Source organism: Pseudomonas sp. (assembly GCF_036404235.1).
Classification (GTDB): domain Bacteria; phylum Pseudomonadota; class Gammaproteobacteria; order Pseudomonadales; family Pseudomonadaceae; genus Aquipseudomonas.
Genome location: NZ_DASWOT010000017.1, coordinates 1 through 22,410 on the forward strand (window position 1 = coordinate 1; position 22,410 = coordinate 22,410).

Annotated in this window: 21 protein-coding genes and 4 tRNA genes; all 25 read left to right on the top strand. The window is 53.6% G+C overall.

What is annotated here, in order from left to right:
- Positions 1-213 precede the first annotated feature (213 nt).
- Positions 214-1,185 (top strand): bifunctional biotin--[acetyl-CoA-carboxylase] ligase/biotin operon repressor BirA, encoded by a 972-nt coding sequence (birA, locus tag VGC62_RS01930; RefSeq protein ID WP_331185419.1) that lies wholly within the window; start codon positions 214-216, stop codon positions 1,183-1,185.
- 111 nt (positions 1,186-1,296) lie between these two features.
- Positions 1,297-1,734, top strand: coding sequence for a hypothetical protein (locus tag VGC62_RS01935; RefSeq protein WP_331185420.1), 438 nt, complete (start codon positions 1,297-1,299; stop codon positions 1,732-1,734).
- 143 nt (positions 1,735-1,877) lie between these two features.
- Positions 1,878-1,962 (top strand) — tRNA-Tyr (locus VGC62_RS01940).
- 26 nt (positions 1,963-1,988) lie between these two features.
- Positions 1,989-2,062: transfer RNA gene (locus VGC62_RS01945), tRNA-Gly, on the top strand.
- A 26-nt stretch (positions 2,063-2,088) separates the two neighbouring features.
- A tRNA-Thr gene (locus VGC62_RS01950) sits at positions 2,089-2,164 on the top strand.
- Between the two features lie 187 nt (positions 2,165-2,351).
- Positions 2,352-2,427 (top strand) — tRNA-Trp (locus tag VGC62_RS01955).
- A 45-nt stretch (positions 2,428-2,472) separates the two neighbouring features.
- Positions 2,473-2,841, top strand: a complete 369-nt coding sequence (gene secE, locus VGC62_RS01960) for a preprotein translocase subunit SecE (RefSeq protein ID WP_331185421.1) — start codon at positions 2,473-2,475, stop codon at positions 2,839-2,841.
- 9 nt (positions 2,842-2,850) lie between these two features.
- A complete protein-coding gene (gene nusG, locus VGC62_RS01965; protein ID WP_150804249.1) occupies positions 2,851-3,384 on the top strand; it encodes a transcription termination/antitermination protein NusG in 534 nt (177 codons plus the stop codon).
- Between the two features lie 118 nt (positions 3,385-3,502).
- Positions 3,503-3,934, top strand: coding sequence for a 50S ribosomal protein L11 (rplK, locus tag VGC62_RS01970; protein ID WP_065833634.1), 432 nt, complete (start codon positions 3,503-3,505; stop codon positions 3,932-3,934).
- On the top strand, positions 3,934-4,629 hold the full coding sequence (gene rplA, locus VGC62_RS01975) for a 50S ribosomal protein L1 (RefSeq protein ID WP_331185422.1): 696 nt from the start codon (positions 3,934-3,936) through the stop codon (positions 4,627-4,629). The genes rplK and rplA overlap by 1 nt, the downstream gene beginning before the upstream one ends.
- 196 nt (positions 4,630-4,825) lie before the next feature.
- Positions 4,826-5,326, top strand: a complete 501-nt coding sequence (gene rplJ, locus VGC62_RS01980; protein ID WP_331185423.1) for a 50S ribosomal protein L10 — start codon at positions 4,826-4,828, stop codon at positions 5,324-5,326.
- A gap of 77 nt (positions 5,327-5,403) precedes the next feature.
- Positions 5,404-5,769 (top strand): 50S ribosomal protein L7/L12, encoded by a 366-nt coding sequence (gene rplL, locus VGC62_RS01985; RefSeq protein WP_331185424.1) that lies wholly within the window; start codon positions 5,404-5,406, stop codon positions 5,767-5,769.
- A 220-nt stretch (positions 5,770-5,989) separates the two neighbouring features.
- Entirely contained in the window at positions 5,990-10,063 is a 4,074-nt protein-coding gene (rpoB, locus tag VGC62_RS01990; RefSeq protein ID WP_331185425.1) for a DNA-directed RNA polymerase subunit beta, read from the top strand.
- Between the two features lie 64 nt (positions 10,064-10,127).
- Positions 10,128-14,327, top strand: a complete 4,200-nt coding sequence (gene rpoC / locus VGC62_RS01995; RefSeq protein ID WP_331185426.1) for a DNA-directed RNA polymerase subunit beta' — start codon at positions 10,128-10,130, stop codon at positions 14,325-14,327.
- 203 nt (positions 14,328-14,530) lie between these two features.
- Positions 14,531-14,902 carry a 30S ribosomal protein S12 gene (rpsL, locus tag VGC62_RS02000; protein ID WP_002555494.1) on the top strand — a complete coding sequence of 124 codons (372 nt, stop codon included), beginning with the start codon at positions 14,531-14,533 and terminating at the stop codon, positions 14,900-14,902.
- 120 nt (positions 14,903-15,022) lie between these two features.
- On the top strand, positions 15,023-15,493 hold the full coding sequence (gene rpsG, locus VGC62_RS02005) for a 30S ribosomal protein S7 (protein ID WP_002555493.1): 471 nt from the start codon (positions 15,023-15,025) through the stop codon (positions 15,491-15,493).
- A 30-nt stretch (positions 15,494-15,523) separates the two neighbouring features.
- Positions 15,524-17,626 carry an elongation factor G gene (fusA, locus tag VGC62_RS02010; protein WP_331185427.1) on the top strand — a complete coding sequence of 701 codons (2,103 nt, stop codon included), beginning with the start codon at positions 15,524-15,526 and terminating at the stop codon, positions 17,624-17,626.
- Positions 17,627-17,657: 31 nt separating this feature from the next.
- Positions 17,658-18,851, top strand: coding sequence for an elongation factor Tu (gene tuf, locus VGC62_RS02015; protein ID WP_331185428.1), 1,194 nt, complete (start codon positions 17,658-17,660; stop codon positions 18,849-18,851).
- 138 nt (positions 18,852-18,989) lie between these two features.
- Positions 18,990-19,301 (top strand): 30S ribosomal protein S10, encoded by a 312-nt coding sequence (gene rpsJ, locus VGC62_RS02020; RefSeq protein ID WP_003186070.1) that lies wholly within the window; start codon positions 18,990-18,992, stop codon positions 19,299-19,301.
- Positions 19,302-19,382: 81 nt separating this feature from the next.
- Positions 19,383-20,018, top strand: a complete 636-nt coding sequence (rplC, locus tag VGC62_RS02025) for a 50S ribosomal protein L3 (protein ID WP_268798241.1) — start codon at positions 19,383-19,385, stop codon at positions 20,016-20,018.
- Between the two features lie 12 nt (positions 20,019-20,030).
- Positions 20,031-20,633: a 50S ribosomal protein L4 gene (gene rplD / locus VGC62_RS02030; protein ID WP_125831864.1), complete on the top strand. Its 603-nt coding sequence runs from the start codon at positions 20,031-20,033 to the stop codon at positions 20,631-20,633.
- A complete protein-coding gene (gene rplW, locus VGC62_RS02035) occupies positions 20,630-20,929 on the top strand; it encodes a 50S ribosomal protein L23 (protein ID WP_002555488.1) in 300 nt (99 codons plus the stop codon). Before rplD ends, rplW begins: the two co-directional genes overlap by 4 nt.
- A gap of 14 nt (positions 20,930-20,943) precedes the next feature.
- Positions 20,944-21,768 (top strand): 50S ribosomal protein L2, encoded by an 825-nt coding sequence (gene rplB / locus VGC62_RS02040; RefSeq protein ID WP_003317104.1) that lies wholly within the window; start codon positions 20,944-20,946, stop codon positions 21,766-21,768.
- A 16-nt stretch (positions 21,769-21,784) separates the two neighbouring features.
- On the top strand, positions 21,785-22,060 hold the full coding sequence (gene rpsS, locus VGC62_RS02045; RefSeq protein ID WP_002555486.1) for a 30S ribosomal protein S19: 276 nt from the start codon (positions 21,785-21,787) through the stop codon (positions 22,058-22,060).
- A 13-nt stretch (positions 22,061-22,073) separates the two neighbouring features.
- The gene (gene rplV, locus VGC62_RS02050) at positions 22,074-22,406 is read left to right on the top strand and encodes a 50S ribosomal protein L22 (RefSeq protein WP_002555485.1); all 333 of its coding nucleotides are present in this window, start codon (positions 22,074-22,076) and stop codon (positions 22,404-22,406) included.
- Positions 22,407-22,410 lie beyond the last annotated feature (4 nt).

The window sequence follows — 22,410 nt, forward strand, 5'->3', positions numbered from 1 at the left end:
GTCAAGATTGATTCCGAGCCCCCTCATCGCTTACGCGGTGAGGGGGTTTGTTTATGCGCTCGGAAAAGTGCCGGGGTTGCTGAAGGCTGCTTTAGGCCTGTAGCCCAAGCCCCCCTTTCAGCTGCGGCTACCACTCCGGTCGCCACCCCTGCCTTCTATGCATTAATTGAGCGCATGGCTATGATGCGTTTCTGATCGTTAGGGCTAATGCTAATGCGGAAGTTGTTGAGGCTTCTTGAAAATGGAGAGTTTCATTCAGGGCAGGCTCTGGGTGATGCGCTGGGTATAACTAGGGCAGCAGTCTGGAAGAGGCTTCAGCAGTTAGAGTCTGAACTTAATGTTGAAGTCCACAAGGTGCGTGGTCGAGGGTATCGCCTGGCCAGTCCTATCTGTTTATTGAGTGCCGGAGAGATATCAGTAGCAATTTCAAGTCTTGGATGGTCGGTTTGTATATGCGACAGCCTCGATTCAACCAACGCTGAAGCTATGCGGTTGATAGGTGGCGGGCATGCGTTGCCTCTGTTGGTATTGGCAGAGCAGCAAACGGCAGGGCGGGGGCGGCGAGGTCGAAAGTGGGTCAGCCCTTTTGCGGAAAATCTCTACTACAGTCTGGCGCTGAGGATTGATGGTGGGATGCGCCAGCTCGAAGGTCTTAGTCTGCTTGTGGGTCTTGCAGTAATTAAAACGCTGAGAGATGCAGGAATTATTGCTGCTGGGCTGAAGTGGCCAAATGATATTTTGGTCGGTCGCCGCAAGCTCGCTGGTATTCTTCTTGAGCTTACGGGGGATCCGGCTGATGTCTGTCATGTAGTAATAGGTATTGGCATTAATGTGAACATGCGTGCATCGACTGAGGTCGATCAGTCCTGGACCTCGATGCGTCTTGAGGGGGGCGTCACCTTTGATCGCAATCTGGTTGCTATTGGCTTAACTCAGAACCTGGCGCAATACCTAACTGCTCACAGGGAAAGTGGGTTCGCGGCGTTCCAGCATGAGTGGGAGGGAAACCATCTGTGGCAAGGCTGTGAGGTAACGTTGCTGGCTGGGTCGAACGTTATTCAAGGCGTCGTCTTGGGCGTTAATTCTGCGGGCGGGTTGAGGCTCGAGGTCGAGGGGCGGGAAGAGATCTTCAGTGGCGGCGAATTGAGTCTTCGTTTGCGCGATCAGTGCGCAAGTAATGCGTGATCTGAACTTCAGGAAACTGTCCATTCAGCTCGGCTAAGATGTTGGGCTCCAGCCTATATGCTTGTGTCTGAGTGCTGTTCGCTACGGTTTGACCATTGTCATGAGGTTCTGATGCGTTGGATCTTTTTAGTTTTATTGATGTTGAACGCTCTTTACTACGCTTGGCATCAGCAGGAGGCGCCGCTTCGAGTCAAAGAGGTTATGCCGCTCTCTTCCTATCGCGGATCTCAGCAGGGCATTCATTTGCTCAGTGAGTCTGGGGTGGGGGAGGAGGGTAGCGCCAGTCAGCGTGCAGATAGCGATAAATGTCTGTATCTCGGCGGGGATATGTCTCAGGTAGATGTGCGGACTATTGAGCAGCGTTTGACTAGCCTTGATATTCAGACTCAATTTGAGCGGCGTGATGATTCAGATAATGTCTACTGGCTGAAAGTATCTCCAGAGAGTCGCCGTTTGATGGATGACAGTTTGCTCGGTGGGCTGGTTCAGGATTTTCCACGTTTAAAAAGTAAAATAATGTCTTGTGAAGGCATTGCAACTACCGAGTAGTTTGCATAGAATGGCGCCCGCTTCGCAGTGTGGGGCGGTTACATAAGCTAGCAAAGCAAGTGTCAACGTTTGTAACCTCAGGTTTTTTATGAGAAAAAAGGTTGACAGAAGGGCAGCATGAGTTGAGAATGCTGCCTCGCTTAGGAGGGGTTCCCGAGCGGCCAAAGGGATCAGACTGTAAATCTGACGTCTACGACTTCGAAGGTTCGAATCCTTCCCCCTCCACCAAATTTCGAGCGTAAGCAGTAAGCTCTGCGGGTGTAGTTTAGTGGTAGAACCTCAGCCTTCCAAGCTGATGATGCGGGTTCGATTCCCGCCACCCGCTCCAGGTTTGCTGGTTGTGCGATGTGTTTTGCTCTTGTAGCTCAGTTGGTAGAGCACACCCTTGGTAAGGGTGAGGTCAGCGGTTCAAATCCGCTCAAGAGCTCCATTGCTAAGGCAGATATGAAAATATCTGCCTTTGTTTTAGGTGTCGGGTTCTGCGCGCTTGGGTGTCTACGTCCAGGTAGTGGCTCTGCCGCCTGCAGTTGTCCGGAAGGCCGCGTCTCAGGGTTTTACGAATAGCTGTTGAAATCTTCTTGTCGGGTCATCATAATGGTCGGCCTGATTTTGCTTTTAGGTCAGTAGCTCAATTGGCAGAGCGACGGTCTCCAAAACCGTAGGTTGGGGGTTCGATTCCCTCCTGACCTGCCAGATTCACTAAATGTCTCTGGCTTTCTTTTCACAGGATTTTAGTAGATGAATCCAAAGGCTGAAGCCCAAGACTCCCGCTTTGATCTGTTTAAATGGCTCGTTGTAGTCGTTTTGATTGTAGTCGGCGTCGTTGGAAATCAATACTACTCGGCGCAGCCAATCCTGTATCGCGTGCTTGCATTGCTGGCCATCGCTGCAGTTGCTGCTTATGTGGGCTTGCAGACTGGTAAGGGCAAGGCTTTCTTCGTGTTGGCCAAGGAAGCTCGCGCCGAAATTCGTAAAGTCGTATGGCCTACTCGCCAAGAAACTACGCAGACCACGCTAATTGTGGTGGCTGTGGTTCTCGTAATGGCGCTGCTGTTGTGGGGTTTAGATTCCCTGCTCGGCTGGCTTGTTTCCTTGATTGTTGGCTAAGGGTGTCCCGTGGCTAAGCGTTGGTACGTTGTTCATGCTTACTCGGGTTACGAGAAGCATGTTATGCGCTCGTTAATGGAGCGTGTAAAGCTGGCAGGCATGGAAGAAGGTTTTGGCGAAATTCTGGTCCCCACTGAAGAAGTGGTGGAAATGCGTAACGGCCAGAAACGCAAAAGCGAGCGTAAATTCTTTCCAGGCTATGTGCTTGTCCAGATGGATATGAACGAGGGCACTTGGCACTTGGTCAAGGATACACCTCGTGTCATGGGTTTTATTGGTGGCACGGCGGATAAGCCTGCGCCGATCACTGATAAAGAGGCTGAGGCGATTCTACGTCGCGTCGCTGATGGTAGTGATAAGCCAAAACCCAAGACGCTGTTTGAACCGGGTGAGGTCGTTCGTGTTACTGACGGTCCTTTCGCTGATTTCAACGGTACTGTAGAAGAAGTTAACTACGAAAAAAGCCGGATCCAAGTGGCTGTGCTTATTTTCGGACGCTCCACTCCGGTGGAGCTTGAGTTCAGTCAGGTCGAAAAGGCATAACTGGACGAGAATCCCATACCCCGCAGCCCTGGGCTGTGGGGTTTTTTCGTCACCGGGATAAACGCGCAAGTAACCGGGGAGCCTTTTAAGGCGTTTGAACCCGTAATTGGAGTGCCTCATGGCCAAGAAGATTACCGCTTACATCAAGCTTCAAGTGAAAGCCGCTCAGGCTAACCCAAGCCCACCAGTTGGTCCTGCTTTGGGTCAGCATGGCGTGAACATCATGGAGTTTTGCAAGGCTTTCAACGCCCGTACTCAGGGTATTGAACCAGGTCTGCCAACTCCAGTGATCATCACTGTTTATAGTGATCGTAGTTTCACTTTTGAAACCAAAAGCACCCCGGCTTCGGTTCTGCTGAAAAAAGCAGCTGGCCTGACCAGCGGCTCGGCACGTCCGAACACCGTTAAGGTTGGCACCGTTACCCGTGCTCAACTCGAAGATATCGCAAAGGCAAAAAATGCCGATCTGACCGCTGCTGATATGGACGCTGCTGTGCGTACTATCGCCGGTTCTGCTCGTAGCATGGGCCTTAACGTGGAGGGTGTGTAATGGCTAAGCTGACTAAGCGCCAAAAGGCAATTGCTGCCAAGATCGAACCAGGTAAATCTTACAACTTCGTTGACGCAGCAGCTTTGCTGACCGAACTGTCGACTGTGAAGTTCGGCGAGTCTGTTGACATCGCCGTGAATCTTGGTGTTGACCCGCGTAAATCTGACCAGGTTGTTCGTAGCGCTACAGTGCTGCCGCACGGCACAGGCAAGACAGTTCGTGTCGCTGTCTTCACCCAGGGGCCGGCTGCTGAAGCTGCCTTGGCTGCTGGCGCTGATCGCGTTGGTATGGATGATCTGGCTGCTGAAATGAAAGCTGGCGATCTGAACTACGACGTCGTTATTGCCTCCCCGGATGCCATGCGCGTTGTGGGTCAGTTGGGTCAGATCCTGGGCCCACGCGGCCTGATGCCTAACCCTAAAGTCGGCACTGTGACTCCAGACGTAGCTACCGCGGTTAAAAACGCCAAAGCTGGTCAGGTTCGTTATCGCACCGACAAAAACGGCATCATCCACACTTCCGTCGGCAAAGTCGGCTTCGATGCGGACAAGCTGAAAGAGAACGTTGAAGCCCTGATCGCTGATCTGAAGCGTATCAAGCCTGCTTCCTCGAAAGGTATCTACGTCAAGCGCGTTACCCTGAGCACCACCATGGGCCCGGGCCTGGTCATTGACCAAGGTTCGTTGGACGCGTAAGACCGGTATGGCACGGGTAGCCGTGTCATCCAAAAATTGGGGTCCCTGCTTTGCGGGGGCTATCCAAGACCGTAGGCGGCGAAAGTCTTAAAACTCAAGCCTACGCAGATGGTGCTCCCGGTTCCTTACCGAATCAGACACCAAAACGACATCGGGCCCCGGCCAGATGAAACGGTAACAAGCAGGAGTTAAACCCGTGGCAATTAAACTCGAAGACAAGAAGGCCATCGTCGCTGAAGTCAACGAGGCTGCCAAAGTCGCTCTTTCCGCTGTTGTGGCTGATGCCCGCGGTGTGACAGTAGGCGCAATGACCGGACTCCGTAAAGAGGCTCGTGAAGCTGGTGTATATGTACGTGTCGTACGTAACACTCTGCTTAGGCGTGCCGTTGCTGACACCCAATACAGTGTCCTCAACGATGCGTTCACCGGCCCGACCTTGATTGCGTTCTCCAACGAGCATCCAGGCGCTGCTGCCCGTTTGTTCAAAGAGTTCGCCAAAGGTCAGGATAAGTTCGAGATCAAGGCAGCTGCGTTCGAGGGCAAGTTCCTCGCAGCTAATCAGATCGACGTACTGGCAACTCTGCCGACCCGTGACGAAGCAATTTCTCAGCTGATGAGCGTGATTCAAGGCGCTACCAGCAAGTTGGCTCGTACTCTGGCGGCTATTCGCGACCAAAAAGAAGCTGCTGCAGCCTAAGGGCTCCGCGTTTCGTTCGCGTATTTTTGTTTATTTCGATGGTCGCGTAGGCCGTCCCCAATTCAGGAATTAGATTCATGTCTATCTCTCAAGACGATATCCTCAACGCAGTAAGCGAGATGTCCGTTCTGCAGGTTGTTGAGCTGATCAAAGCCTTCGAAGAAAAGTTCGGTGTTACCGCAGCTGCCGCTTCTGCTGGCCCGGCTGCTGCCGCTGCTGTTGTTGAAGAGCAAACTGAATTCAACGTCATGCTGCTTGAAGCTGGCGAGAAGAAAGTTAACGTGATCAAGGCTGTACGTGAGCTGACCGGCCTGGGCTTGAAAGAAGCCAAGGCTGTAGTTGACGGCGCGCCAGGCATCGTTCTGGAAGCTGTAGCTAAAGAAGCTGCTGACAAAGCCAAGGCTACCTTGGAAGAAGCAGGCGCTAAAGTCGAGCTGAAATAAGCATCGACCTTGTGTCTCCAGCCCGCGCGTTTAGCGTAAGGCTGATGGCTGGTGGCTTCTGCCACCGGCCTTTTTCCGTTATTGGCCGCCGGCTCGGTCGGTGCCATTAACGTGCTGTAACCACCTCGAACGGTGGCGCAAACCATGGGGTTTGCAAGATTTTCTGGCTGCTCCCGTCGGGAGAGGCCAAACAAGCAGGTGACCAAGCTGGGGAACGCTGATGGCTTACTCATATACTGAGAAAAAACGTATCCGCAAGGACTTTAGCAAGTTGCCGGACGTCATGGATGTGCCTTACCTCCTGGCCATCCAGCTGGATTCGTATCGTGAATTCTTGCAAGCGGGAGCGACTAAAGATCAGTTCCGCGACGTGGGCCTGCATGCGGCCTTCAAATCCGTTTTCCCGATCATCAGCTATTCCGGCAATGCTGCGCTGGAGTACGTCGGATATCGTCTGGGCGAACCGGCTTTTGATGTCAAGGAATGCGTGCTGCGCGGCGTAACGTACGCCGTACCTTTGCGGGTAAAAGTGCGTCTGATCATTTTCGACAAAGAATCGTCGAACAAAGCGATCAAGGACATCAAAGAGCAAGAAGTCTACATGGGTGAAATTCCCCTGATGACTGAGAACGGTACCTTCGTTATCAATGGTACCGAGCGCGTTATCGTTTCCCAGTTACACCGTTCCCCGGGCGTATTCTTCGACCACGACCGTGGCAAGACTCACAGCTCCGGCAAGCTGCTCTATTCGGCTCGGATCATTCCTTACCGTGGTTCTTGGCTGGACTTCGAATTCGATCCAAAGGACTGTGTATTCGTCCGTATCGACCGTCGTCGCAAGCTGCCTGCGTCGGTGCTGTTGCGTGCGCTGGGTTACACGACCGAACAAGTGCTGGATGCTTTTTATACCACCAACGTTTTCCACGTTCAGGGTGAAAACCTGAGTTTGGAGCTGGTGCCTCAGCGCCTGCGCGGCGAAATTGCCGTTCTGGATATCCTGGATGACAAAGGCAAGGTCATTGTCGAGCAAGGTCGCCGTATTACTGCTCGCCATATCAACCAGCTGGAAAAGGCCTGTATCAAAGAGCTGGAAGTGCCTCTGGATTATGTCTTGGGTCGCACTACCGCCAAGGCTATCGTGCATCCGGCAACGGGTGAGATCATCGCCGAGTGCAACACCGAGCTGAACACTGAAATTCTGGCCAAGATTGCCAAGGCTCAGGTCGTTCGCATTGAAACGTTGTACACCAACGATATCGACTGCGGCCCGTTCATCTCCGACACATTAAAGATCGATTCGACCGGCAACCAACTGGAAGCCCTGGTAGAAATTTATCGCATGATGCGTCCTGGCGAGCCGCCAACCAAAGACGCTGCCGAAACCTTGTTCAACAACCTGTTCTTCAGTCCTGAGCGCTACGACCTGTCTGCGGTCGGCCGGATGAAGTTCAACCGTCGTATCGGTCGTACCGAAATCGAAGGTTCGGGCGTGTTGTGCAAAGAAGATATCGTCGCGGTTCTCAAAACCCTCGTTGATATCCGTAACGGCAAAGGCATCGTCGATGACATCGACCACCTTGGTAACCGTCGTGTTCGTTGCGTTGGTGAGATGGCCGAGAACCAGTTCCGTGTCGGTCTGGTGCGTGTTGAGCGTGCGGTTAAAGAGCGTCTGTCAATGGCAGAAAGTGAAGGTCTGATGCCTCAAGACTTGATCAATGCCAAGCCGGTTGCTGCTGCGGTCAAAGAGTTCTTCGGCTCCAGTCAGCTCTCCCAGTTCATGGACCAGAACAACCCTCTGTCGGAGATCACGCACAAGCGTCGTGTTTCTGCACTGGGCCCTGGTGGCTTAACTCGTGAGCGTGCAGGCTTCGAAGTTCGTGACGTACACCCGACACACTACGGTCGTGTTTGCCCGATCGAAACGCCGGAAGGTCCGAACATCGGTCTGATCAACTCCTTAGCTGCCTACGCGCGCACCAACCAGTATGGTTTCCTTGAGAGCCCATACCGCGTGGTGAAAGATGCGCTGGTGACTGATGAAATTGTCTTCCTTTCTGCTATTGAAGAAGCGGATCACGTCATCGCCCAGGCATCTGCGGCAATGAACGACAAGAAGCAACTGATCGACGAGTTGGTAGCTGTTCGTCACCTGAACGAATTTACGGTCAAGGCACCGGAAGACGTCACGTTGATGGACGTTTCGCCGAAGCAGGTTGTGTCGGTTGCAGCATCGTTGATCCCGTTCCTTGAGCACGACGACGCCAACCGTGCGTTGATGGGTTCGAACATGCAGCGTCAAGCTGTACCAACCCTGCGTGCTGACAAGCCGCTGGTAGGTACTGGCATGGAGCGCAACGTTGCGCGTGACTCCGGCGTTTGTGTGGTTGCCCGTCGCGGTGGCGTCATCGACTCGGTCGATGCAAGCCGTATCGTTGTTCGCGTTGCAGATGATGAAGTAGAAACTGGCGAAGCCGGTGTCGACATCTACAACCTGACCAAATACACCCGCTCGAACCAAAACACTTGCATCAACCAGCGTCCGTTGGTGAGCAAGGGTGATCGCGTTCAGCGTAGCGACATCATGGCCGATGGTCCGTCCACCGACATGGGTGAGCTGGCGTTGGGTCAGAACATGCGCATCGCGTTCATGGCATGGAACGGCTTCAACTTCGAAGACTCCATCTGCCTGTCCGAGCGTGTTGTTCAGGAAGACCGTTTTACGACGATCCATATTCAGGAACTAACCTGTGTGGCTCGTGACACCAAGCTTGGGCCTGAAGAGATCACCGCTGACATTCCTAACGTGGGTGAAGCAGCTCTGAACAAGCTGGACGAAGCCGGTATCGTTTATGTTGGTGCAGAAGTCGGCGCTGGCGACATTCTGGTAGGTAAGGTCACTCCGAAAGGCGAGACTCAGCTGACCCCAGAAGAAAAACTGTTGCGTGCGATCTTCGGTGAGAAGGCAAGCGACGTTAAAGACACTTCCCTGCGCGTACCTACTGGTACCAAGGGTACTGTTATTGACGTACAGGTCTTCACGCGTGACGGTGTTGAGCGTGATGCTCGTGCCTTGTCTATCGAGAAGACCCAGCTTGACGAAATTCGTAAAGATCTGAACGAAGAGTTCCGCATCGTTGAAGGCGCTACGTTCGAGCGTCTGCGTTCCGCGCTGGTTGGTCGTATTGCCGAAGGTGGTGCTGGCCTGAAGAAAGGTCAGGAAATCACTGACGAAGTGCTCGACGGTCTTGAGCACGGTCAGTGGTTCAAGCTGCGCATGGCTGAGGATGCTTTGAACGAGCAGCTCGAGAAGGCTCAGGCTTACATCGTTGATCGCCGTCGCCTGCTAGATGATAAGTTCGAAGACAAGAAGCGCAAGCTGCAACAGGGCGATGACCTGGCGCCGGGTGTTCTGAAGATCGTTAAGGTATACCTCGCCATCCGTCGTCGCATTCAGCCTGGCGATAAAATGGCCGGACGTCACGGTAACAAAGGTGTGGTCTCCGTGATCATGCCGGTTGAAGACATGCCGCACGATGCCAATGGCACGCCGGTGGATATCGTCCTCAACCCATTGGGTGTACCTTCACGCATGAACGTCGGTCAGATTCTCGAGACTCACCTTGGCCTTGCGGCTAAAGGTCTGGGCGAGAAGATCAACCGCATGCTGGAGGAACAACGCAAGGTTGCAGATCTACGTAAGTTCCTGAACGAGATATACAACGAAATCGGTGGCCGCCAGGAAAGTCTGGAAGACCTGTCCGATCAGGAAATCCTCGATCTCGCGAAGAATCTTCGTGGTGGCGTTCCGATGGCGACGCCAGTGTTTGATGGCGCCAAGGAAAGCGAAATCAAGGCCATGCTGAAACTGGCAGATATGCCAGAAAGCGGTCAGATGCAACTGTTCGACGGTCGTACCGGCAACAAATTTGAGCGTCCGGTTACTGTTGGCTACATGTACATGCTGAAGCTGAACCACTTGGTGGACGACAAGATGCATGCGCGTTCCACTGGCTCATACAGCCTGGTTACCCAGCAACCGTTGGGTGGTAAGGCTCAGTTCGGTGGTCAGCGTTTCGGGGAGATGGAGGTCTGGGCGCTGGAAGCATATGGCGCGGCATACACTCTGCAAGAAATGCTCACAGTGAAGTCGGACGATGTAAACGGTCGTACCAAGATGTACAAAAACATCGTGGACGGCGATCACCGCATGGAGCCGGGCATGCCCGAGTCCTTCAACGTGTTGATCAAAGAAATCCGTTCGCTCGGTATCGATATCGATCTGGAAACCGAATAACACGTGACGCGAATCGAGGGTTGGGTCTGTACGACCGCCCTCTGCTCCGCCAGGAGGAAAGGCCTTGAAAGACCTACTGAATTTGCTGAAAAACCAGGGTCAAGTCGAAGAGTTCGACGCCATCCGCATTGGATTGGCATCGCCTGAGATGATCCGTTCGTGGTCGTTCGGTGAAGTTAAAAAACCGGAAACCATCAACTACCGTACGTTCAAACCTGAGCGTGACGGCCTGTTCTGCGCCAAGATCTTTGGCCCGGTCAAGGATTACGAGTGCCTGTGCGGTAAGTACAAGCGCTTGAAGCACCGTGGTGTGATTTGCGAGAAGTGTGGCGTTGAAGTTGCACTAGCCAAGGTCCGTCGTGAGCGCATGGCTCACATCGAACTGGCTTCGCCGGTTGCTCACATCTGGTTCCTGAAGTCGCTGCCGTCCCGTATCGGTTTGCTGATGGACATGACCCTGCGTGATATCGAGCGTGTTCTCTATTTCGAGAGCTATGTCGTTATCGATCCAGGCATGACCACCCTTGAAAAAGGTCAGTTGCTGAACGACGAGCAATACTTCGAAGCCCTTGAAGAGTTCGGTGATGACTTCGACGCCCGCATGGGTGCCGAGGCCGTCCGTGAGCTTTTGCATGCTATTGACCTGGAACACGAGATTGGCCGGCTGCGCGAAGAGATTCCGCAAACCAATTCGGAAACCAAGATCAAGAAGCTGTCCAAGCGCCTGAAGTTGATGGAGGCCTTCCAGGGTTCCGGCAACCTTCCTGAGTGGATGGTGTTGACTGTTCTGCCGGTTCTCCCGCCAGATCTGCGTCCCCTGGTTCCGCTGGATGGTGGTCGTTTCGCGACTTCCGACCTCAACGATCTGTATCGTCGAGTGATCAACCGTAACAACCGTTTGAAGCGCCTGCTGGATCTGTCCGCCCCTGACATCATCGTGCGCAACGAAAAGCGTATGTTGCAGGAAGCTGTCGATGCGCTGTTGGACAACGGTCGTCGTGGTCGTGCCATCACTGGTTCGAACAAGCGTCCTCTGAAATCCCTGGCTGACATGATCAAGGGTAAACAGGGTCGTTTCCGTCAGAACTTGCTCGGTAAGCGTGTTGACTACTCTGGTCGTTCGGTTATTACCGTAGGCCCGACCTTGCGTCTGCATCAGTGCGGTCTGCCGAAAAAAATGGCCCTTGAGCTATTCAAGCCATTCATTTTCGGCAAGCTGGAAATGCGCGGTCTTGCGACCACCATCAAAGCTGCCAAGAAAATGGTCGAGCGCGAGCTGCCGGAAGTTTGGGACGTTCTCGCTGAAGTGATTCGCGAACACCCAGTGCTACTGAACCGTGCTCCGACGCTTCACCGTCTGGGAATCCAGGCGTTTGAACCGGTTCTGATCGAAGGTAAAGCTATTCAGCTGCACCCTCTGGTTTGTGCTGCGTACAACGCCGACTTCGACGGCGACCAGATGGCTGTTCACGTCCCGCTGACGCTGGAAGCCCAGCTCGAAGCACGCGCGCTGATGATGTCGACCAACAACATTCTGTCGCCAGCCAACGGTGAGCCAATCATCGTTCCTTCGCAGGACGTTGTATTGGGCCTGTACTACATGACTCGTGAAGCGATCAATGCCAAGGGCGAAGGTCGTGTGTTCGCGGATCTGCAAGAAGTTGACCGTGTATTCCGCGCTGGCGAAGCTGCGCTGCATGCCAAAGTCAAAGTCCGCATCCACGAAACCGTTAACGATCGTGATGGCGGTAGCGTTAAGAACACTCGTATCGTCGATACTACTGTCGGCCGTGCGTTGTTGTTCCAGGTGGTTCCGGCCGGCCTGTCGTACGACGTAGTCAACCAGCCGATGAAGAAGAAGGCGATCTCCAAGCTGATCAACCAGTGCTACCGTGTGGTTGGTTTGAAGGAGACGGTCATTTTCGCTGACCAGCTGATGTACACCGGTTTTGCCTACTCGACCATTTCGGGTGTTTCTATCGGCGTTAACGACTTCGTTATCCCTGATGAGAAAGCTCGCATTATCGACGCGGCGACCGAAGAAGTTAAAGAGATCGAAAGCCAGTACGCATCTGGCCTGGTTACTCAGGGCGAGAAGTACAACAAGGTCATCGACCTTTGGTCCAAGGCAAACGACGAAGTCTCGAAAGCGATGATGTCGAACCTGTCCAAAGAGCGCGTTATCGACCGTCACGGCGTCGAAGTTGATCAGGAATCCTTCAACTCGATGTACATGATGGCTGACTCCGGTGCTCGGGGTTCTGCTGCGCAGATTCGTCAGCTCGCTGGTATGCGTGGTTTGATGGCCAAGCCGGACGGCTCGATCATCGAGACGCCGATCACCGCGAACTTCCGGGAAGGTTTGAGCGTACTTCAGTACTTCATCTCCACTCACGGTGCTCGTAAAGGTTTGGCGGATACCGCATTGAAAACCGCGAACTCCGGTTATCTGACCCGTCGTCTGGTAGACGTGGCTCAGGATCTGGTTGTGACCGAAGTCGACTGCGGAACCGAACACGGTCTGCTGATGACTCCGCACATTGAAGGCGGCGATGTTGTAGAACCATTGGGTGAGCGCGTACTGGGTCGAGTGATCGCCCGTGACGTGTTCAAACCTGGCACCGATGAAGTCATCGTTCCTGCCGGTTCGTTGATCGACGAGAAGTGGGTCGAGTTCATCGAGTTGAACAGTATCGATGAAGTTATCGTGCGTTCGCCGATTAGCTGCGAGACTCGCTATGGCATCTGTGCCAAATGCTACGGTCGTGACCTGGCTCGCGGTCATCAGGTCAACATCGGTGAAGCTGTCGGCGTAATTGCTGCTCAGTCGATCGGTGAGCCTGGTACTCAGTTGACGATGCGTACGTTCCACATTGGTGGTGCGGCAAGTCGGACATCTGCTGCAGACAGCGTTCAGGTCAAGAACGGCGGTATCGTTCGTCTGCACAACCTGAAACACGTTGAGCGTCTTGACGGTCACCTGGTAGCGGTATCCCGCTCAGGTGAGCTGGCCATCGCAGACGAATTCGGTCGCGAGCGTGAGCGTTACAAGCTGCCTTACGGTGCTTTGATTCTGGTGAAGGAAGGCGACAAGGTCGATGCTGGCTCTATCGTAGCCAAGTGGGACCCGCACACTCACCCGATCGTTACCGAAATGAAAGGTACCGTGACCTACGTGGGCATGGAAGAAGGCATTACGATCAAACGTCAGACTGACGAATTGACCGGTTTGACCAACATTGAAGTGTTGGATGCCAAAGACCGTCCTGCAGCAGGCAAAGACATTCGTCCTGCGGTCAAGATGGTTGGCGTAGATGGCAAGGATCTGTTACTGCCAGGTACTGACGTACCGGCTCAGTACTTCCTGCCGGCTAATGCCTTGGTAGGTGTTGCGGATGGTGCGCAGGTCGGTGTCGGTGATGTTATCGCCCGTATCCCGCAAGAAACTTCCAAAACCCGCGACATCACTGGTGGTCTGCCGCGTGTTGCCGACTTGTTCGAAGCGCGTCGTCCGAAAGAAGCCTCTATCCTGGCTGAAGTCAGCGGCACCATTGCGTTCGGTAAGGAGACCAAGGGCAAGCGTCGTCTGGTTATCACCCCGAACGATGGTAGTGACCCGTACGAAGAACTGATTCCGAAGTGGCGCCACCTGAACGTCTTCGAAGGCGAGCAAGTGAGTCGTGGCGAAGTCATCTCAGACGGTCCTAGTGATCCGCACGACATTTTGCGTTTGTTGGGTGTCAGTGCTCTGGCAAAATATATCGTCAACGAGATCCAGGATGTTTACCGCCTGCAAGGCGTGAAGATCAACGATAAGCACATCGAAACGATTCTGCGTCAGATGTTGCGTAAGGTGGAAATCGCTGAGTCTGGCGATTCGACTTTCATCAAGGGCGACCAGATGGAGTTGACTCACGTATTGGTAGAGAACGAGCGTTTGGCTGCGGACGAGAAGTTTGTATCCAAGTTCACTCGCGTTCTACTTGGCATTACCAAGGCGTCGCTGTCGACTGAATCGTTTATTTCCGCAGCGTCTTTCCAAGAGACTACTCGCGTATTGACCGAGGCAGCGGTAACCGGCAAGCGCGATTATCTACGTGGGCTGAAGGAGAACGTGGTTGTGGGTCGTCTGATCCCGGCTGGTACAGGTTTGGCTTATCACAGCGAACGTAAGCGTCGTCGTGAAGTTGACAAACCATTGCGTGTCAGCGCGAGCGAAGTTGAAGCTGCCCTGACTGAAGCGTTGAACTCCAGCAGTAATTGAGAGTAGGGCCCTGATTTTCACATCCATCGAAGCTGACAGGCTATTTGCTGTCAGCGGATGGTTGTGAAGGTCGGGGCTTTGCCTTGACGGGGAAAGAGATCCTCTTTAGACTCTTGTACCCCTAAATTTGGCGGGACGCGTGTCCTGCCATTTTGCTTTTCTTGTAAGACAATAGCGTCGCAAGACAACAGTGGAGCTAGTAGATGGCAACTATCAACCAGCTGGTACGTCAGCCGCGTAAGCGTATCGTCGAGAAATCCGACGTGCCTGCGCTGCAGAACTGCCCGCAACGTCGTGGCGTATGCACTCGTGTGTATACCACCACGCCGAAAAAACCTAACTCGGCACTGCGTAAAGTATGCCGTGTGCGTCTGACCAACGGTTTCGAGGTTTCCTCGTATATCGGCGGTGAAGGCCACAACCTGCAAGAGCACAGTGTCGTGTTGATTCGCGGTGGTCGTGTAAAAGACTTGCCGGGTGTTCGTTACCACACCGTTCGCGGCTCCTTGGATACCTCCGGCGTTAAAGGTCGTAACCAGGGTCGTTCGAAGTACGGTACCAAAAAGCCTAAGTAGTAGTGGCTTTTTGTAAAAACTGAATCATCTTATTTTCTGAGTCGATAAGAGTAAGGTCGGAGGCGCCCTGAAAAGGGTACTGATTCCGAGCGAACCTGAAGACCGTTTGAGGGCTTATCCATGCCAAGAAGACGCGTAGCAGCCAAGCGCGAAGTGCTTGACGATCCAAAGTACGGCAGCCAAATCCTGGCCAAGTTCATGAACCACGTAATGGAAAGCGGCAAAAAAGCCGTGGCCGAACGTATCGTTTATGGCGCGCTGGAAAAGGTTAAAGAACGCAAGAACAGCGACCCCCTGGAAATCTTCGAGAAAGCTCTCGACGCCATCGCTCCGCTGGTCGAAGTAAAGTCGCGCCGTGTAGGCGGTGCTACTTACCAGGTTCCGGTTGAAGTTCGTCCGTCCCGTCGTAATGCCTTGGCAATGCGTTGGCTGGTAGACTTCGCGCGCAAGCGCGGTGAGAAGTCTATGGCTCTGCGTTTGGCTGGCGAACTGTTGGACGCCGCCGAAGGTAAAGGTGCTGCAGTTAAGAAGCGTGAAGACGTGCATCGTATGGCTGAGGCCAACAAGGCTTTCTCGCACTACCGCTTCTAATTTCAGCGTCACTAATTTTGCGAGGGCTTTATGGCTCGTACTACTCCGATTAACCGCTACCGTAATATCGGTATCGTTGCTCACGTCGATGCTGGTAAAACCACCACGACCGAGCGCGTCCTTTTTTACACTGGCGTAAACCACAAAATGGGCGAGGTGCATGATGGCGCCGCGACCATGGACTGGATGGTGCAGGAGCAGGAGCGTGGTATTACCATCACCTCCGCTGCGACCACGGCTTTTTGGTCGGGTTCTACCAAGCAGTTTGACAAATATCGCTTCAACATCATCGACACCCCTGGCCACGTTGACTTCACGATTGAGGTAGAGCGCTCGCTGCGTGTTCTCGATGGTGCGGTTGTTGTTTTCTGTGGTACCTCTGGTGTTGAGCCTCAGTCGGAAACCGTATGGCGTCAGGCCAACAAATACGGCGTTCCACGTCTTGTTTATGTAAACAAGATGGACCGTGCTGGTGCGAACTTCCTGCGCGTGATCGGTCAGATCAAGCAGCGTCTGGGGCACACCCCGGTCCCAATCCAGTTGGCTATCGGTGCCGAAGATAACTTCCAGGGGCAGATCGACTTGATCTCCATGGAAGCTGTTTACTGGGATGATGCTGACAAAGGTATGGCTCCTCGTCGTGAGGCTATTCCAGCAGAGTTGCAGGAGTTGGCTGAAGAGTGGCGCGGCAACATGGTTGAGGCTGCGGCCGAGGCTACTGAAGAGCTGATGAACAAGTATCTTGAGGGTGAAGAACTCACCGTCGAGGAAATCAAGGGCGCTCTGCGTCAGCGTACTATCGCTGGTGAAATCGTTCTGGCTGTTTGCGGTTCTTCGTTCAAGAACAAGGGTGTCCCTCTTGTTCTCGACGCTGTCATCGACTACCTGCCTGCACCTGTCGACATTCCTGCTATCAAGGGTTCCGACCCAGATGACGAGACTGTTGAGATGGAGCGTCATGCAGATGACAACGAGCCGTTCTCTGCTCTAGCGTTCAAGATTGCTACCGACCCGTTCGTGGGTACTTTGACCTTTGCTCGTGTTTATTCGGGCGTGTTGAGCTCCGGCGACGGCGTGATCAACTCGGTAAAAGGCAAGAAAGAGCGTGTTGGTCGTATGGTTCAAATGCATGCGAACACCCGTGAAGAGATCAAGGAAGTGCGCGCTGGCGACATCGCGGCTCTGATCGGCATGAAGGACGTCACCACAGGTGATACCCTTTGCTCGGCTGACAAGCCAATCATCCTTGTTCGTATGGACTTTCCGGAGCCGGTTATTTCGGTTGCTGTTGAGCCTAAAACCAAGGACGACCAGGAAAAAATGGGTATCGCTCTGGGCAAGCTTGCTCAGGAAGATCCATCTTTCCGCGTCAAGACTGATGAAGAGACTGGTCAAACGATCATCTCTGGCATGGGCGAATTGCACTTGGACATCCTGGTTGATCGGATGCGCCGCGAGTTCAACGTCGAAGCCAACATCGGCAAGCCACAGGTTTCCTATCGTGAGAAGATCACGAAGTCCTGTGAGATCGAAGGCAAGTTCGTTCGTCAATCCGGCGGTCGTGGTCAGTTCGGCCATTGCTGGATTCGTTTTGCACCGGCTGACGAAGGTCAGGAAGGTCTGCAATTCGTGAACGAAGTGGTTGGTGGTGTTGTTCCTAAGGAATACATCCCTGCTATCCAGAAGGGTATCGAAGAGCAGATGAAGAACGGTGTTGTTGCCGGCTATCCGCTGATCGGCCTGAAGGCTACCGTTTTCGATGGTTCTTACCACGACGTCGACTCCAACGAGATGGCGTTCAAGGTGGCTGCTTCCATGGCGACCAAGCAGTTGTCCGCTAAGGGCGGCGCTGTAGTGCTTGAGCCGATCATGAAAGTAGAAGTTGTAACACCTGAGGACTACATGGGTGACGTGATGGGTGACCTGAACCGTCGTCGTGGTCTGATCCAGGGTATGGAAGATACGGTTTCTGGCAAAGTGATTCGCGCCGAAGTACCGTTGGGTGAGATGTTCGGTTATGCGACCGACGTTCGCTCCATGTCCCAGGGTCGCGCGAGCTACTCTATGGAATTCTCCAAATACTCCGAAGCTCCGTCGAATATCGTCGAAGCTATCGTTAAAAAACAAGGCTGATTCAGCCCCTTTAGGCTAGGAGTTCACTGTCGTGGCTAAAGAAAAATTTGAACGTAACAAACCGCACGTCAACGTCGGCACCATTGGTCACGTTGACCACGGTAAAACCACTCTGACTGCTGCTCTGACTCGTGTCTGCTCCGAAGTATTCGGTTCGGCTAAAGTCGATTTCGATAAAATCGACAGCGCGCCAGAAGAAAAAGCTCGTGGTATCACCATCAACACAGCTCACGTTGAATACGATTCGGCCGTTCGTCACTACGCGCACGTTGACTGCCCAGGTCACGCCGACTATGTAAAAAACATGATCACTGGTGCTGCGCAGATGGATGGCGCGATTCTGGTTTGTTCGGCTGCCGATGGTCCGATGCCTCAGACTCGCGAGCACATCCTGTTGTCTCGTCAGGTTGGTGTTCCGTACATCGTTGTCTTCCTGAACAAGGCTGACATGGTTGACGACGCTGAGTTGCTGGAGCTGGTTGAAATGGAAGTGCGCGATCTGCTCAGCACTTACGATTTCCCGGGTGACGACACTCCGATCATCATCGGTTCTGCTCTGATGGCCCTGAACGGTCAAGACGACAACGAAATGGGTACTACTGCCGTTCGTAAGCTGGTTGAGACACTGGATAGCTACATTCCAGAGCCAGTTCGTGCGATCGATAAGCCGTTCCTGATGCCAATCGAAGACGTCTTCTCGATCTCGGGTCGCGGTACCGTTGTGACTGGGCGTGTTGAGCGTGGAGTTATCAAGATCCAGGAAGAAGTAGAAATCGTGGGTCTGCGTGACACCACCAAGACTACTTGTACTGGCGTTGAGATGTTCCGCAAGCTGCTGGACGAAGGTCGTGCTGGTGAGAACTGCGGCGTTCTGCTGCGTGGTACCAAGCGTGACGACGTTGAGCGTGGTCAGGTTCTGGTTAAGCCGGGTACTGTTAAGCCGCACACTCAGTTCGAAGCAGAAATCTATGTTCTGAGCAAGGAAGAAGGCGGTCGTCACACTCCGTTCTTCAAGGGCTACCGTCCACAGTTCTACTTCCGTACTACTGACGTAACTGGTAGCTGCGAACTGCCGGAAGGCGTGGAAATGGTTATGCCAGGTGACAACGTTAAAGTTAACGTTACCCTGATCAAGCCAATCGCAATGGAAGATGGTCTGCGTTTCGCAATTCGTGAAGGCGGTCGTACCGTCGGCGCTGGCGTCGTGGCCAAAATCGTCGCGTAAGTGACGATTTGAAAAAAAGCCCCCGCTTGCGGGGGCTTTTTTATTGGGTTGACACCCTGTTGGCTCGTCTATAGAATTGCGCCTCCTTTTAACGGGCGTATTGCGCTCGGTGGGAAGTAGCCTGGAGTCTGAAATCCAATGCAAAATCAGCAAATCCGTATCAGGTTGAAGGCTTTTGACCATCGCCTGATCGACCAATCCACCCAGGAAATCGTGGAAACCGCGAAACGTACTGGTGCTCAAGTGCGTGGTCCAATTCCATTGCCTACCCGTAAAGAGCGGTTCACTGTTCTGGTTTCTCCGCACGTCAACAAAGACGCGCGCGACCAGTACGAGATCCGCACTCATAAGCGTGTTCTGGACATTGTCCAGCCAACGGATAAAACCGTTGACGCACTTATGAAGCTTGACCTTGCGGCCGGTGTGGAAGTGCAGATCAGCCTCGGCTAAGACTTGGGTCTTAGTCGTGTAACGCTCTGAAATGGGCGGCCATAGCGGGTGAAAGCCCCGTACACTCATGAGGTTTACAACATGACTATTGGTGTAGTCGGTCGTAAATGCGGTATGACCCGTATTTTCACCGAAGAAGGTGTCTCCATTCCGGTTACGGTCATTGAGATCGAGCCGAATCGCGTCACTCAGTTCAAAACCGAAGAAACCGATGGCTATCGTGCAGTGCAAGTCACTGTCGGTGAGCGTCGTGCTTCGCGCGTGACTGCTGCTCAAGCAGGTCACTTCGCCAAGGCAAACGTTGCCGCTGGCCGCGGTGTCTGGGAATTCCGTCTTGAAGAAGGCGATTACCAGGCTGGCGATTTGATCAATGCTGAAATCTTCGCTGCTGGTCAGATGGTCGATGTGACCGGTCAGTCCAAGGGTAAAGGTTTCCAGGGTACGATCAAACGCCACAATTTCCGTGGTCAGGATAATACTCACGGCAACTCCGTCTCTCACCGCGTCCCGGGCTCTATCGGCCAGTGCCAGACTCCTGGTCGTGTATTCAAGGGCAAAAAAATGTCCGGTCATATGGGCGCTGAGCGCGTGACCGTACAGTCCTTGGAAGTGGTGCGCGTGGACGCTGAACGCAATCTGTTGTTGGTTAAGGGCGCTGTTCCTGGCGCTACTGGCGGCAACCTGGTTGTACGTCCGGCGGCCAAGGCTCGCGGTTAAGGGGAAGCTGACATGCAATTAAATGTAAATGACGCTCAAGCGATCGAAGTTTCCGAACTGACATTTGGCGGCGAATTCAACGAGACGCTGGTTCACCAGGCGGTCGTGGCCTACATGGCTGGCGGTCGTCAGGGTAGCAAACAGCAAAAGACCCGTTCCGACGTTTCCGGTGGCGGTAAGCGCCCATGGCGTCAGAAGGGTACTGGTCGTGCTCGTGCCGGTACTATCCGTAGCCCAATCTGGCGTGGCGGCGGTACCACTTTCGCGGCACGTCCTCAGGACCACACTCAGAAGCTCAACAAGAAGATGTATCGCGCAGCTCTGCGCTCCATCCTTGCTGAACTGGTTCGTACTGATCGTTTGGTTGTGGTTCAGGACTTCGCTGTTGAGGCGCCGAAAACCAAGGATCTGCTGAATAAGCTGAATGGCATGGGTCTGACTGATGTTCTGATCGTGTCTGATGCTGTTGACCAGAATCTGTACCTGGCTGCTCGTAACCTGCCGCACGTAGATGTTCGTGATGTTCAAGGTTCCGATCCAGTTAGTCTGATCGCATACGACAAAGTGTTGATCACTGTGTCGGCCGTGAAGAAATTCGAGGAGCTGCTGGGATGAACCAGGAACGCGTATTTAAAGTTCTACTTGGCCCGCACGTTTCCGAGAAGGCCACGGTTCTGGCTGACAAGAAAGGCCAGTTCGTTTTCAAGGTTGCTACTGACGCAACCAAGCTGGAAATCAAGAAGGCCGTCGAAAGCCTGTTCAGCGTGAAAGTAGAGCGTGTTACTACCCTGAATGTTCTGGGTAAGAGTAAGCGCACTGCTCGCGGTCTGGGCAAGCGTAATGACTGGAAGAAGGCAGTTATCTCCCTTCAGCCAGGCCAAGATCTCGATTTCAGCAGCAGTGCTGAGTAAGGAAGGGGTGCATCATGGCAATCGTTAAATGCAAGCCGACTTCCCCTGGCCGCCGTTTTGTGGTCAAGGTGGTCAACCAGGAGCTGCATAAAGGCGCTCCTCACGCACCGCTGCTCGAGAAAAAATCGAAGTCTGGTGGTCGTAACAACAATGGTCGTATTACCACTCGTCACATTGGTGGTGGCCATAAGCAGCATTATCGTTTGGTCGATTTCCGTCGCAACGACAAAGATGGCATTGCTGCCACTGTTGAGCGTATCGAATACGATCCAAACCGTACTGCTCACATCGCTCTGCTGCTGTACGCAGACGGCGAACGTCGCTACATAATCGCCCCTAAAGGCGTGAGTGCTGGCGACCAGCTGATCGCAGGCGCTCTGGCTCCAATCAAGCCAGGTAACGCTCTGCAACTGCGTAACATTCCAGTGGGTTCCACCGTACACGGCATCGAATTGAAGCCGGGTAAAGGTGCACAGATCGCTCGTTCCGCTGGTGCTTCGGCTCAGCTGATCGCTCGTGAAGGTGTCTATGTGACCCTGCGTCTGCGCTCCGGTGAAATGCGTAAAGTGCTGTCGGAATGCCGGGCAACGCTGGGCGAGGTCTCGAACTCCGAGCACAGTCTGCGTTCGCTGGGTAAAGCTGGTGCCAAACGCTGGCGTGGCGTTCGCCCAACCGTTCGTGGTGTTGCCATGAACCCGGTTGACCACCCACATGGTGGTGGTGAAGGTCGTACCTCCGGTGGTCGTCATCCGGTATCGCCGTGGGGCTTCCCGACTAAGGGCGCGAAGACTCGTGGTAATAAGCGTACCGACAAAATGATCGTCCGTCGTCGCAAGTAAATAGAGGGATACGACAGTGCCACGTTCTCTGAAAAAAGGTCCTTTTATCGATCTTCACCTACTGAAGAAGATCGAAGTGGCGGCGGAAAAGAATGATCGCAAACCAGTTAAAACCTGGTCGCGTCGTTCGATGATCCTGCCACAAATGGTCGGTTTGACCATTGCAGTGCATAACGGTCGTCAGCATGTTCCAGTTCTTGTGAACGAAGACATGGTCGGCCACAAACTAGGCGAGTTTGCCGGTACCCGCACATATCGTGGGCACGTGGCAGACAAGAAAGCCAAGCGTTAAGGGGTAAGGAACGATGGAAGTAGCCGCTAAGTTGTCGGGCGCTCGAATCTCCGCCCAGAAAGCCCGCTTGGTCGCCGACCAGATCCGCGGGAAGAAGGTGGGCGAAGCGCTCAACCTGTTGGCTTTCAGCAGTAAGAAAGCCGCCGAGATCCTGAAAAAAGTGCTGGAGTCGGCCGTAGCCAACGCCGAGCATAACGAAGGCGCAGACGTTGATGACCTTAAGGTCTCTACCGTTTTCGTCAACGAAGGGCGTTCGCTGAAGCGCATCATGCCACGTGCCAAAGGCCGTGCTGATCGCATCGTCAAGCGGTCTTGCCATATCACTGTCAAGGTTGCTGACAAGTAACGGA

Coding starts and splice junctions, on each gene's coding strand:
- birA (WP_331185419.1), top strand. CDS start 214: ATGCGGAAGTTGTTGAGGCTTCTTGAAAATGGAGAGTTTCATTCAGGG.
- VGC62_RS01935 (WP_331185420.1), top strand. CDS start 1,297: ATGCGTTGGATCTTTTTAGTTTTATTGATGTTGAACGCTCTTTACTAC.
- secE (WP_331185421.1), top strand. CDS start 2,473: ATGAATCCAAAGGCTGAAGCCCAAGACTCCCGCTTTGATCTGTTTAAA.
- rplK (WP_065833634.1), top strand. CDS start 3,503: ATGGCCAAGAAGATTACCGCTTACATCAAGCTTCAAGTGAAAGCCGCT.
- rplA (WP_331185422.1), top strand. CDS start 3,934: ATGGCTAAGCTGACTAAGCGCCAAAAGGCAATTGCTGCCAAGATCGAA.
- rplL (WP_331185424.1), top strand. CDS start 5,404: ATGTCTATCTCTCAAGACGATATCCTCAACGCAGTAAGCGAGATGTCC.
- rpoB (WP_331185425.1), top strand. CDS start 5,990: ATGGCTTACTCATATACTGAGAAAAAACGTATCCGCAAGGACTTTAGC.
- rpsL (WP_002555494.1), top strand. CDS start 14,531: ATGGCAACTATCAACCAGCTGGTACGTCAGCCGCGTAAGCGTATCGTC.
- rpsG (WP_002555493.1), top strand. CDS start 15,023: ATGCCAAGAAGACGCGTAGCAGCCAAGCGCGAAGTGCTTGACGATCCA.
- fusA (WP_331185427.1), top strand. CDS start 15,524: ATGGCTCGTACTACTCCGATTAACCGCTACCGTAATATCGGTATCGTT.
- rpsJ (WP_003186070.1), top strand. CDS start 18,990: ATGCAAAATCAGCAAATCCGTATCAGGTTGAAGGCTTTTGACCATCGC.
- rplC (WP_268798241.1), top strand. CDS start 19,383: ATGACTATTGGTGTAGTCGGTCGTAAATGCGGTATGACCCGTATTTTC.
- rplD (WP_125831864.1), top strand. CDS start 20,031: ATGCAATTAAATGTAAATGACGCTCAAGCGATCGAAGTTTCCGAACTG.
- rplW (WP_002555488.1), top strand. CDS start 20,630: ATGAACCAGGAACGCGTATTTAAAGTTCTACTTGGCCCGCACGTTTCC.
- rplB (WP_003317104.1), top strand. CDS start 20,944: ATGGCAATCGTTAAATGCAAGCCGACTTCCCCTGGCCGCCGTTTTGTG.
- rplV (WP_002555485.1), top strand. CDS start 22,074: ATGGAAGTAGCCGCTAAGTTGTCGGGCGCTCGAATCTCCGCCCAGAAA.